This window comes from Pseudomonas sp. LBUM1668, assembly GCF_059695715.1.
Genome location: NZ_CP166787.1, coordinates 2243155 through 2255405 on the forward strand (window position 1 = coordinate 2243155; position 12251 = coordinate 2255405).

The following is a 12251-nucleotide window of genomic DNA, read 5'->3' on the forward strand; positions in this document are numbered from 1 at the left end:
AGAAACGAGCTATGAGTATGAAACATGAACTTTGGCTGGAACCCGATGGTTGCCAGACTTTCTGCCTGGCAGGTATTCACGGTGATGACGCGCGCAATCTACTTTCAGCAAACTCCCAACTGATCTGGACAGTCGAAGCTGACAGTCACTTCGAGGCGATGACCAAATACTATTCCTTCATGGAATGGGGTGAATACCAGACAGACTTCCCCGAGCATGACCAAATGTCCTACGCAGAGCTAGGATGGGATGAGTAACGGGGGCCAAGCGATAGGACAAGCAGCCGCGTTTTGAGCTCTAGACCCAACGTCCGCATTGGGTCCAGGCTGTGTGAAAACGCGCTAAATACCTCGAAAACTGAGAGTCGCGAGGGTTGCCTATGGAATCAGCGGGCGGAAGCGCGAATTAGCTTAGTCAGTGACATAGACGTTCGTAATGCCGTTTGGGCCGCGTCAGCGGCCCAAACGGCTTCTAACTGGCAGGCCAAGCGGCTGGGTTCATGCCCTGATCGCCTCAATCAGTCCTGCGATGCCGAAGATGCTCATCATTCGTTTGAGGTTGTAGGCGAGCACATGAAGGCTCATCTCAGTGCTCACCCTCGGCAGGGTTTTCGTCAGGAAGTGGGTACTTCCCATCCAGTACTTGAGCGTTCCGAAAGGATGTTCAACAGTCTGTCGACGAACCCTCATCATCGCTGGATCATGTTCTAGCCGAACCTGTATCGCGTCGACTACAGCCTCATGTTCCCAGCGCTTCACACGGCGCTCCTTACCCGTCGTACATTGCTTTTGCATTGAGCAGGACTGGCAGCCCGAGAAGTAGTAACAATGCAATAACATGCCGTCTTCCATCGACGAATGCCGCCTGGTTAGTAACTGCCCCGCAGGGCATCGATACTCGTCCGACGCCGCAAGATAGATGAAGTCCTGCTTACCAAATCGGCCTTCGGCTTTGCTGCCAGATGTGAGGGGTTTCGGTACGAAGGTAATGATGCCGGCTTGCTCGCAAGCAAGGATTTCCAGACCTTTGTAATAGCCTCGGTCGGCCACCACCGTTAGCGATTCAGCCTCGATTTCTTCACGCGCTTGGTTCGCCATATTGCTCAGTTGCCCACGATCATTACCAACGTTGGTCACCTCATGGGCAACGATCAGATGGTGTTTGTCGTCGACAGCTGTTTGTACGTTGTAGCCAACCGTTCCGGTGCCTCGGCCGCTCGTAGCCATTGAGCGTGCATCTGGGTCTGTGAGGGAGATCTGCTGGTCTGGACTTTCGTGGAGCTGCGCCTCGATGTCCTTGAGTTTCTGCATCTGCTTTTTCAGTGTTTCTATCTTTTCTTTAAGCCGCTCTGCTTTGGCCTCGGCCACTTCGGGCGTTGCCCGATCCGCCGAATCCATCGCCGCCAGATATCGATCAATGCTCTGCTCGATCTGCTGCATGCGTGCCTTCACCTTGCCCTGAGTGAAGTTGCGGTCGCGATTATTGACGGCTTTGAATTTGCTGCCGTCGATGGCGATGATCGATTGGGAGAAGAGATTGAGGTTGCGACAAAGAACTACGAACTGGCGGCATACGCTGCGAATGGCTTTGCCGTTGTCTTTGCGAAAGTCGGCAATGGTTTTGAAGTCCGGAGCCAAACGCCCCGTTAGCCACATTAACTCGACGTTGCGCTCGGCCTCACGCTCAAGCCGGCGGCTGGACTGAATCCGATTGAAATAGCCGTAGATATAGATCTTTAGCAAGACCGCTGGATGATAGGCCGGACGACCCGTTGCAGCAGGATCAACACCTTCAAATCCAAGTGCCCCCAAGTCGAGTTCATCGACGAAAACGTCGACCACTCGGACTGGATTTTCTTCGGTTACGTAATCGTCCAAGCACTCCGGCAGCAGAGTCACTTGCGTCCGGGCCTCGCCTTCAATGAATCGCTTCATGATCGCCCCCCGATACGATCTAGACGATCAGAAGCTTAGATCATCCTCGCTGTATTTCGGCTTTTGGCCTTAAAGCTAAGCTTGCTTTTCATCTGGATTGAGGACATTGCCGGTGGGGATTGGACATAAATTGGCGAGCTGGGGAACAATGGATTTACCCATGCAATTGACTGCCGCAAAGTATTTACGGCCGCTTGAATGGGACAACCTTGCGTGACATTCGCAACAATACTCGTCGTGGTATTGGCCATCAGGTTTGAAAAATAGTTTGGCCTCGTTGAGGTCGGTTATTAAAAATCCTTCAGATTTCAAAATTTGTTCAAAACGATCACGTAATGAAGAGAGGGCGGTGGGAAGGTGGGGATGACTGCGAAGCTCCTTCGGGTATGGGGTCGCACTCAGTAGATCCACCGTCGCGATAGGCTCCCCGGTTACTTTGAGCGCTTGCAACAGATGTGGGTGTACGTACGACAGACCGCTGGCAGCGTGATGCGCAATACTTTGACAGACACTACTGAGGCGGCGACGGGAAGGCATTCATTCTTCCTGATTTGGTTTGCGAGCTGCGTCGAGCTGCTGGATTCCTAGAGACTATATGGTGCCTCAAAACCTGGACAAATGCCCCCATGGCCGAATCGTTATAAAAATGTGTTTTCACACAGCCTGGGTCTATTGCAGCCCTTCGTGACAGGCAGCAATCGGCCAAAAGCAGCCACTGGATGGAGCAACGAAAAATGCGAGCTAAGATTGCTTCTACTGTGTAATTTGGCAACAGCCTCAGCCCGTCACCAATGGCTGCGCTCGCTAGGGCAAGCGATCAATACCGCCAAGCAAATGCATTCAAGGAGGCTGCATGAAAGAACTCCCAATTCTATTCTGCGCTTCGGTAGTGCGTGCGATCCTGAGCGGTCAAAAGACTGTGATTCGTAGTGCGGTGAAGCACGATCCGGTAAACGTGATCGCGCTCCTCGATCGATTCGATAAGCCCAAGTTTAAATTTGGACTGTGCCTCACGGACCACAACGTTATCAACAAGCACTACTCATGCCCGTATGGGACGCCGGGAGACCGACTATGGGTACGCGAGACCTGGGCTGACGCGAACATAAATGGGGCGCCTGTTTTGGCTTATCGGGCCGATGGAGACATTCGCGATCTGATGGAAGAGGAAAGCTTCCTCAATGACAGCGGTGCGTTTAACTACGATGACCCACGATCCAGGCCATACCAGTTCTGTTGCTGTGTCGATGACTTGATGACTGGTGCGGAAGCCCGCTGGCGCCCACCCGCCCATATGCCGCGCTGGGCCAGCCGAATTCTGCTGGAGATAACCGACGTCCGCGTTGAGAGACTGCAAGATATCAGCGAAGAGCAGGTGGCCGCCGAAGGTATCGGCATGTCAAGTGGTCAGCATTCCCTAGGAACATCTCAAACCAGGCACCAAAGTAAGTTGGCGGCAGTCCATGATTTTTCCGGACTATGGGACTCCAGCAATGGCGCTGGTGCCTGGGACTCAAATCCATGGGTCTGGGTCGCAGAGTTCGAGCGGGTGATGCATGATCCCCCTCGCTTGGCGCTCCTACGTATACTGCTACAAGGGGCCGCGATGAATATAACCGTCCCATCGACCACTGAGAGGAGCCCGGGGGGGGGCGGCAACTGATGGGTCGGACATCTCAATAGTAGCTCACCCCGCCAACCACTTTAGGACGGGAACTGCGAAAACTGCAACTGGCGAGGTGAACGAACAAACCATAGCTCACACCCGCTCAACGTGCCTCTTTCACAAATGAATGACAGCTATGAGTCGGTTACTGCCATTCGTGACAGGCAGAAATTGGCTGATAGCAGTTAGTCGGGCGTCATCAAAACCGCTAGCGTCATCTTGATGAATTCTTCGTTCTTGTCGATTACCCATAGTGCGCCGCGGACGTTCTCCGCGACGTCGGCAGATCCGCGCTGTTCGACCCAGTTCGTCAATTCCATGATGGCGGCTTCGAGCGCGAGTTGGTTTTCGTTGATCTTGAAGAGTAGGGAAGGGAGCAGATCAGAGTTCGGCATTTTGGTTTCCTCCGTGGACGAAACCAGAGTAGCAGGGAGATTGATTGTTGGCAGAACGCCGGGGAGAGCGCCAAATAGGCGCGGGGACTTTTTCGGGGATTCGTAAATTTCAGTGAAGGTCAGTGCGGCACCGTTTGCAGCGAGCGCCGATAGAAGACTCAACAAATACTGGGGTTTCATCCCGTTTTCAAGCATGGGGTGCTAGGGGTCGAGTGTTCGAATCACTCCGTCCCGACCATTATTCCTGAGTAAACTCAGACACTTAAGCCGATCAGTCAGATCGGCTTTTTTGTACCCGCGCAAAACTGCCCGTTGTCTTCTCAGATCCTTAAGAAGGTCGGGCCACCCAACAAGCTCGACAAGCCCCCCAAACATCTCCCAAGCCCCCATCTCCCCAGTTGTCACCAAATGAAAAGCCATTGTCGTCTGATGAGAAGCGGTTCGTCAGGCTGCGTCCTACAGTCCAGTCAGCGTTAATCGACGCTGCACGCCAAACTGGCAGACTGGAGAATAAGAAAACATGGCCAAAGCCGTACGCTTTTACGAAACCGGTGGTCCCGAAGTCCTTCGTTATGAGGAGGTCGACGTTGGCGACCCAGGTCCAGGCGAAGTTCGGCTGCGTCATGTGGCGGTTGGCCTGAACTATGCCGATACATACTTTCGCAATGGTACTTACCCGATCCCGATGCCAAATGGTATGGGGGTTGAAGCCTCCGGTGTGGTTCAGGCTATTGGCGAAGGGGTTACCCATGTACAAGTGGGTGATCGTGTCACTTACACCGGTTTTCTCAATACCCTGGGTGCCTATAGCACTGAGCGTTTGATCCCCGCCGCGCCGCTGATCAAGCTGCCGGAAACCATCAGTTTCGAGACTGCCGCCGCCATGACGATGCGCGGCCTGACGTCGGCGTACCTGATGCGGCGCATTTATGATTTCAAGGCCGGCGACAGCATTTTGCTGCATGCCGCTGCTGGTGGCGTGGGCCTGATCGTTTCGCAGTGGGCCAAGCTGCTTGGCCTGACTGTCATCGGTACGGTGTCCACCGAGGCCAAAGGTGAAATCGCTCGGGCCCATGGCTGCGACCAGGTCATCAATTACAGCCATGAAGATGTCGCCTCGCGCGTTCGCGAGCTGACCGATGGCGTCGGCGTCAACGTGGTGTTCGACAGCGTCGGCAAGAACACCTTCATGGGCTCGCTCGATTCGCTCAAGCGCCGTGGTCTGATGGTTTGCGTCGGCACGGCATCTGGTCCGATTCCGGCTCTCGATCCGGTGATGCTGGCGATGAAAGGTTCGCTTTTCCTGACGCGTCCGGCCCTGGCCGATTACATCGCCGACCCGGCGGAAAAAGCCGCGTTGGCGGGTGAGTTGTTCGACCATGTTGGCAGTGGTCGGATCAAGATTGGGATTAACCAGCACTACGCTTTGCAGGACGCTGTCCAGGCTCATCGCGACCTGGAATCACGCAAGACCACAGGCTCGTCGATTTTCGTCATTTAAGGGAGTCGCCTGCCATGAAAGTCGAACAATTGACCTGCAGCATTGGCGCCGAACTGGTCGGCGTGAACCTCGCCGATGCGGTGCATGACGACGGTCTTTTTGCCGAGATTCGTGCCCAGTTGCTCAAGCATCGGGTGGTGTTCCTGCGTGATCAGGACATTACTCGCGCCGAGCACGTAGCGTTCGCCCGTCGCTTCGGCGAGCTGGAAGGTCATCCGGTGGCGGGCAGTGATCCGGAGCATCCCGGGCTGGTGCGCATCTACAAGAACCCCGATCAGCCGATGGATCGCTACGAAAATGCCTGGCACACCGACGCAACCTGGCGCGAGGCGCCACCGATGGGGTGCGTGCTGCGTTGCGTTGAGTGCCCACCGGTGGGCGGCGACACGATGTGGGCCAACATGGTCGAGGCTTACGCGCGTTTGCCGGAGGACGTGAAGGTGAAGATTGCCGACCTGCGTGCCCGTCACAGCATCGAAGCGAGCTTTGGCGCCGCCATGCCGATCGAGAAGCGTCTGGCGCTCAAGGATATGTACCCGGATGCCGAGCACCCGGTCGTGCGCACCCACCCGGAAACCGGGGAAAAGGTGCTGTTTGTCAACGCGTTCACCACGCACTTGAGCAACTACCACACCCCCGACCGGGTGCGCTTTGGTCAGGACGCCAACCCCGGCGCGAGCGAGTTGCTGCGCTACCTGATCAGCCAGGCCTATATCCCCGAGTATCAGGTGCGCTGGCGCTGGAAGCCCAACAGCATCGCCATTTGGGACAACCGCAGCACCCAGCACTATGCCGTCATGGATTACTCGCCGTGCCATCGCAAGATGGAGCGTGCCGGAATCATCGGCGACAAGACTTACTGATCGACCTCTTTTGCATCGCACTCGTAAACACGTCTGCCCGGCATGATCGAGGGTGGGCGCGACAATCATAAGAACAGGAGTAACCCATGCAATTCTTCGACGATTCCCTGCACCCGGAAAACATGGAAAAGGTGGTCATCACCGTGGCCCCGTACGGCCCGGAATGGATGCCGGAAGATTTCCCCGAAGACATCCCGCTGACCATGGACGAGCAGGTGCAAAAAGCGGTTGAGTGTTATGAGGCCGGTGCCACGGTCTTGCACTTGCACGTGCGCGAATTGGACGGCAAGGGCTCCAAGCGTTTGTCCAAGTTCAACGAGTTGATCGCCGGCGTGCGTGAAGCCGTGCCGGACATGATCATCCAGGTCGGTGGTTCGATTTCCTTTGCCCCTGAAAGCGATGGTGAAGCCGCCAAGTGGCTGTCGGACGATACGCGACATATGCTCGCCGAACTGACGCCAAAACCGGATCAGGTCACGGTGGCGATCAACACCACTCAGATGAACATCATGGAGCTGCTCTATCCGCAATACCTGGAAGGCACGTCCCTGGCCAACCCGCTGGTTCAGGCCGCCTACAGCGAAATGACCGTGCCGGCCGGCCCGGCCTGGGTTGCCGAGCACCTCAAGCGTCTGATGGACAACGGCATCCAGCCGCACTTCCAGCTAACGGGCATGCATGCCATGGAAACCCTTGAGCGTCTGGTGCGCAAGGGCGTCTACAAGGGCCCGTTGAACCTGACCTGGATCGGCATCGGCGGCGGTTTCGATGGCCCCAACCCGTTCAACTTCTTCAACTTCATCCACCGCGCGCCGGACGGTTGCACCCTGACCTCAGAGTCGCTGCTCAAGAATGTGATGCCGTTCAACACGATGTCGATGGCCATGGGTCTGCACCCGCGTGTGGGCAATGAGGACACTATCATTGATCACAAGGGTGATCGTTTCGGCTCGGTTGCACAGATCAAACAGACCGTGCGGATCGCGCATGAACTGGGTCGCGACATCGCCACCGGCAAAGAAGCGCGTGAGATCTACCGCATCGGCGTGCAGTACCAGAGCATCGAAGAAACCCTGTTGGCCAACGGTATGGCGCCCAACCGCAAGGCTGGGCAAAAAGGTGTGCCGCAACGCGGCTGATTGGCAGTAGAGGCGGAAGGTCCATGGCCTCCCGCCCGCTGCACTGCAACACGCTTGATAACAACAATAAGACAAAGCTTTGAGGAGGCTGAATGGCCTTTCACCCAATCGCCGCAGACGATGACGACGATGCTGTCGGCGTCGCGCGCCCGTATGCCTGGATCGTCTTTGCACTGACGTTCGGGCTGTTGATTTCCGATTACATGTCGCGCCAGGTGTTGAATGCGGTGTTCCCGCTGCTCAAGGGCGAATGGGCGCTGAGCGACGGCCAGCTCGGCCTGCTCAGTGGCATCGTCGCCCTTATGGTGGGGCTGCTGACTTTCCCTCTGTCGTTGCTGGCGGACCGCTTTGGCCGGGTCAAGAGCCTGGCGCTGATGGCATTGCTGTGGAGTCTGGCCACATTGGGTTGCGCCTTCGCGCAGGACTATCAACAGATGTTCATTGCGCGATTCATGGTTGGCGTCGGCGAAGCGGCGTACGGCAGCGTCGGCATCGCGGTGGTGATCTCGGTGTTTCCCAAACACCTGCGGGCAACGCTGGCCAGTGCCTTCATGGCGGGCGGGATGTTCGGTTCGGTATTGGGTATGGCGCTGGGCGGGGCAATCGCGAGCAAGCTTGGCTGGCGCTGGTCGTTTGCCGGTATGGCGCTGTTCGGCCTGCTGCTGGCAGTGCTTTACCCGATCATCGTCAAGGAAGCACGCATTGCTCCGCAGCGTGCATCCCTTGCGGCGAACAAAGCGGCGGCAGCAATCAAGCGGCCATTGCGCACGCTGTTTTCCAGCCGCTCGGTGATCGCGGCCTATATCGGCAGTGGCCTGCAACTGTTCGTCGCCGGCACCGTCATTGTGTGGATGCCCAGTTATCTCAATCGCTATTACCACATGGCCACGGACAAGGCGGGCGGGGTCGCGGCGATCATCGTGCTGTGCAGCGGCGCGGGAATGATTCTGTGTGGCGTGCTCAGCGATCGACTGTGTCGCCATTCGCCGGAACGCAAAGTCGCCCTGGCCATCGCCTACTGCCTGGGCAGTTGCCTGTTGTTGTCGGCAGCGTTCGCCCTGCCGGCGGGGCCGGTGCAATTGGCGCTGATCGGCCTCGGCATGTTGATCGCGGCCGGCACCACTGGGCCTTGCGGCGCCATGGTCGCCAACCTCACGCATTACTCGGTCCATGGCACGGCTTTCGCCACGTTGACCCTGGCCAACAACATGCTCGGGCTGGCGCCTGGGCCGTTCATCACCGGCAGGCTGTCCGATGTGATCGGCTTGCAGGCAGCTTTCCAGTTTGTGCCATTGCTCAGCATCGCGGCGGCCGCCGTGTTCTTTTATGCCAAGTGTCATTACCACAAGGACATTGCCCGGCTTAAGGGTGAGCGGATCGATGATCTGGTGGACGAATCCGTCGTAGGGGTGAAGTTGTGAGTGGTCGTTTACGTATTGATGTGTTCTTCGATTTCATCTGTCCCTGGTGCCTGATCGGCAAGCGTCAACTGGAACATGCGCAGGTACAGTTTCGCAGTCGCCATCCGGGTGTGCAGATCACCACGGTGTGGCATGGCATGCAGTTGTTGCCGCAGTTGCCGGTACAAGGTGAGCCCTTCGCTGATTTTTATCGCAAGCGCCTGGGCAATGCCGATGCAGTACTCATGCGTCAAACCCAGGTGCAGCAGGCTGCCGCAGCGGTTGGGTTGGCCATCGATTTCAGCCATATCGCGACAATGCCTAACACCGCAGACGCGCATCGTTTGTTCCAGCGCGCCAGTGAGCTGGGCAATCTTGCCCATCGTGACATCTTGCTTGAGCGCCTCTTCGCCGCTTATTTCCAGAGAGGCGAAGACCTTGGATGCCGCGAGACCTTGCTCGCGATTGTCCGCTCCTGCGGCATGAATGCGGAGGCCTTCGCCGATTGCCTGACGGGCGATGGCACGGCATTTGGCGGATCACCCGGAGCGAGCAGTGGCGTGCCGAGTTTTCAGTTCGACCGCCGCATGACGGTGGTAGGCGCGCAACCTGCTGCGGCATTGCTTGGGGCCATGAGTCAGTCACTGAAAGAAAGTGATCGCGAGCGGCAGCCGACATGAGTCTTCGTATCCCTGTGCCTGCCGGAAAACTCCCGCGCGTGGGCGCTCGTGCACTGTTCGAATTCGATGACAAAAGCCTGGCGATTTTCAACGTCGAGGGCGATCTGTTCGCCATCGACGACAGTTGCCCGCACCAAGGCGCCTCGTTGTGTGGCGGGCGCCTTGATGGGCGAGTGATTCAGTGCTGCGCCCACGGTCTGCGCTTCGATCTGCGCAGCGGTTACTTGCTCAATTCCAGCGCAGTCAAAGTTGCCAGCTACCCGGTCGAACTCATCGACGGTCAGGCATACATCGTTGTCGTTGCCGAGGAGTCCGCGCCATGAGCGCCATTGCTCTGACTCGTATTCACAGCCGAACACGGGAGCTGGCGCCAGGTTTTGTCGTCAGCTTGATCGTTGCCGCCGCAGCCTCTTTTTTGTCCGAGCATTACGCTGCGCCGGTGATGCTGTTCGCTTTGTTGCTGGGCATGGCGCTCAATTTTCTTGCCGGTGATGGTGTCTGCAAGGCCGGCATTGAGTTCACTGCGCGCACGGTGTTGCGCATCGGCGTGGCGCTGCTGGGCATGCGCATCACCCTCGAGCAAATGGCGGCGTTAGGCTGGAAGCCTGTGGTGCTGGTGGTGATTTTGGTGGTGGTGACCATCGGCGTCTCGGTGATCGCGGCCAAGGCGCTGGGCTTTCAGCGTTTGTTCGGCATGCTCACCGGTGGCGCCACGGCGATTTGCGGTGCCTCGGCCGCGTTGGCGCTGGCGGCGGCATTGCCGAACCATCCGCAGAAAGAACGCGCGACATTATTCACGGTGATCGGGGTGTCGGCGCTGTCGACCCTGGCGATGATCGTTTACCCGATGATTGCCAATTGGCTGTCGTTGTCACCGCAAGTGGCAGGCGTATTCCTCGGGGCGACCATCCACGATGTCGCCCAGGTCGTCGGCGCCGGTTACAGCATGTCGACCGAAACCGGTGATACGGCAACGGTGGTCAAGTTGATGCGGGTCGCCATGCTGCTGCCGGTGATCGTGTGCGCGGCGATGATTACTCGCATGCAGGGCGCTGACCCCACCGGCAAACGGCCGCCGCTGCTGCCTTGGTTCGCCGTCGGGTTTCTGATTCTGGCCTGCATCAATAGCACTGGATGGATAGCCCCGGTGGTACAGGGATCGGTCAATGAGTTGTCGCGCTGGTGCCTGGTGGTTTCCATCAGTGCCTTGGGCATGAAAACCCAGCTCAAGGAGCTGGCGGCTGTCGGCATCAAGCCGATCCTGCTGATGGTCGGGGAGACGATGTTCCTTGTTGTGCTGGTGCTGTTGTTGCTGCGTTGGGGCCTCTAGAGCCTGACGCGAACGCTTATGGCAGGGCTGCACTGCGTTTGACTCTGATCGCAGTGGGGCTTCGACCGGAGTGATGAACACCGGTCTTTTGCGGCGATTGCACCAGCAATTGCCGTTTTTTTTGTCAGTTGCGCGAGGGGTTTTCAGTCGTCTCAGGGTTCCGTGTGGCCGGGCAGGGGGCTCGGCGTACTGGCTGGCTTGGGTTGTTTTTGCGCGCTGCGCCAAGCTGCCGGCGGCATGCCGAACTGGGTGATGAACCAACGTGTGAAGGAACTTGCCATTGAATAGCCGAGCATGTCCGCGATCCGGCCCAGCGAGTAATTCGGGTTTTCCAGATAGCGCAGCACCAGGTCACGGCGCACGTCGTTGATCACGTCATTGAAGGCGCAGCCGTCATCTTTGAGACGGCGCTGCAACGTTCGAACGTTCATGCCGTGGGTCTGGGCGATTTGCTCGATGGTGGCGCGTCCCATCGGCAACAAAAGGTAGATGGCTTTGCGCACCTCGAACAGCATCGAAGGGCCTTCGTGGTTCAGCAATGAGTCGAGGTAGCTCTGGGCATAGCGCGCCATTGCCGGGTCAGCCAAGGGGTTGGGCACGTCAAGGCTGGTATTGGGGCAGACAATGCCATTGAACTCGCTACCGAACTCCAGCTTGCAGCCGAACAGGCGACGATGCAGTTGCAGGTTGTCGGGGGGCTGATGCGTGAAATTGACACTGTAGGGATGCCAGTGGGCGCCGAGCAGGGCCGCGCACAAGCGGAACATCACCCCGATTGCCAGTTCATTGGCTTGTCGGCAGGGCATCGGCGATTCAGTCACCACCTCTTCGCGAATGATCACCATCTTGCCGGCCTCCTCGATGAAGAGGGCCAGCGAATCGTTCATCAGATGGCGGTAGTGCACCAACACTTGCAACGTGTCGCGCAGCGTCCGCTGATGGCTGAGCAGCAGGCTGACCACGCCAAAGTCCGAGAGCTGGCGTGACTCGGCCATGCTCAGCCCGAAGCTCTGGCAGCCACTGGCCGCTGCCGAATCCTCAAGCAGGCGCACGGCGGCGTCGATCGGGATGCGATGTTCAGGGGCTTGCAGTTTGGCCTTGCTCAAGCCGACACCGGCCAGCACATCACCCGGATTGAATCCCAGGTATTGAGTGACCTCCAGGTAGTTGGTCAAGACGGCGGCGCGAACAAGCTTGGGCATGCGAAGGTCTTTCCTGAGCCGGTTGCGATTCAAATTTGCGTGGCGACTATAGCCAGCACATCAGCAATTGAACAGTTGTGACGTTGTCGAAAACCGTCGCCCGATGCTGTCCAGAATCACCCCGCCGTTGTGCCGCAGTCG

Annotated in this window: 13 protein-coding genes; 9 read left to right on the forward strand and 4 right to left on the reverse strand. The window is 57.7% G+C overall.

The window, feature by feature from the left end:
- Positions 1-17: 17 nt before the first annotated feature.
- A complete protein-coding gene (locus ACA061_RS10090; RefSeq protein ID WP_339434227.1) occupies positions 18-257 on the forward strand; it encodes a hypothetical protein in 240 nt (79 codons plus the stop codon).
- Positions 258-497: 240 nt separating this feature from the next.
- On the opposite strand, the gene ACA061_RS10095 is transcribed toward ACA061_RS10090, so the two are convergent.
- Positions 498-1934 (reverse strand): IS1182 family transposase, encoded by a 1437-nt coding sequence (locus ACA061_RS10095; protein ID WP_497301360.1) that lies wholly within the window; start codon positions 1932-1934, stop codon positions 498-500.
- Positions 1935-2009: 75 nt separating this feature from the next.
- Positions 2010-2471: a hypothetical protein gene (locus ACA061_RS10100; RefSeq protein WP_497301361.1), complete on the reverse strand. Its 462-nt coding sequence runs from the start codon at positions 2469-2471 to the stop codon at positions 2010-2012.
- 316 nt (positions 2472-2787) lie between these two features.
- Here ACA061_RS10100 and ACA061_RS10105 point away from each other — a divergent pair, with 316 nt between their 5' ends.
- Complete coding sequence (locus ACA061_RS10105; protein WP_497301362.1) at positions 2788-3597, forward strand: hypothetical protein; 810 nt, start codon at positions 2788-2790, stop codon at positions 3595-3597.
- A 188-nt stretch (positions 3598-3785) separates the two neighbouring features.
- On the opposite strand, the gene ACA061_RS10110 is transcribed toward ACA061_RS10105, so the two are convergent.
- The gene (locus ACA061_RS10110; RefSeq protein ID WP_210555498.1) at positions 3786-3995 is read right to left on the reverse strand and encodes a hypothetical protein; all 210 of its coding nucleotides are present in this window, start codon (positions 3993-3995) and stop codon (positions 3786-3788) included.
- 520 nt (positions 3996-4515) lie between these two features.
- Here ACA061_RS10110 and ACA061_RS10115 point away from each other — a divergent pair.
- The 7 genes from ACA061_RS10115 (at position 4516) to ACA061_RS10145 (ending at position 10908) form a co-directional block, all read left to right on the forward strand.
- Positions 4516-5496, forward strand: coding sequence for a quinone oxidoreductase family protein (locus tag ACA061_RS10115; protein ID WP_497301363.1), 981 nt, complete (start codon positions 4516-4518; stop codon positions 5494-5496).
- Between the two features lie 14 nt (positions 5497-5510).
- Positions 5511-6359 (forward strand): TauD/TfdA dioxygenase family protein, encoded by an 849-nt coding sequence (locus tag ACA061_RS10120; protein WP_150616582.1) that lies wholly within the window; start codon positions 5511-5513, stop codon positions 6357-6359.
- An 86-nt stretch (positions 6360-6445) separates the two neighbouring features.
- Complete coding sequence (locus ACA061_RS10125) at positions 6446-7498, forward strand: beta-keto acid cleavage family enzyme (RefSeq protein WP_150602347.1); 1053 nt, start codon at positions 6446-6448, stop codon at positions 7496-7498.
- Positions 7499-7590: 92 nt separating this feature from the next.
- Positions 7591-8919: an MFS transporter gene (locus ACA061_RS10130; protein WP_210555502.1), complete on the forward strand. Its 1329-nt coding sequence runs from the start codon at positions 7591-7593 to the stop codon at positions 8917-8919.
- The gene (locus ACA061_RS10135; protein ID WP_210701712.1) at positions 8916-9578 is read left to right on the forward strand and encodes a DsbA family oxidoreductase; all 663 of its coding nucleotides are present in this window, start codon (positions 8916-8918) and stop codon (positions 9576-9578) included. Before ACA061_RS10130 ends, ACA061_RS10135 begins: the two co-directional genes overlap by 4 nt.
- Entirely contained in the window at positions 9575-9901 is a 327-nt protein-coding gene (locus ACA061_RS10140) for a Rieske (2Fe-2S) protein (RefSeq protein ID WP_150616579.1), read from the forward strand. Before ACA061_RS10135 ends, ACA061_RS10140 begins: the two co-directional genes overlap by 4 nt.
- Positions 9898-10908 (forward strand): YeiH family protein, encoded by a 1011-nt coding sequence (locus tag ACA061_RS10145; protein ID WP_210701713.1) that lies wholly within the window; start codon positions 9898-9900, stop codon positions 10906-10908. Before ACA061_RS10140 ends, ACA061_RS10145 begins: the two co-directional genes overlap by 4 nt.
- A gap of 152 nt (positions 10909-11060) precedes the next feature.
- On the opposite strand, the gene ACA061_RS10150 is transcribed toward ACA061_RS10145, so the two are convergent.
- On the reverse strand, positions 11061-12110 hold the full coding sequence (locus tag ACA061_RS10150) for an AraC family transcriptional regulator (protein WP_150616577.1): 1050 nt from the start codon (positions 12108-12110) through the stop codon (positions 11061-11063).
- Between the last annotated feature and the right edge of the window lie 141 nt (positions 12111-12251).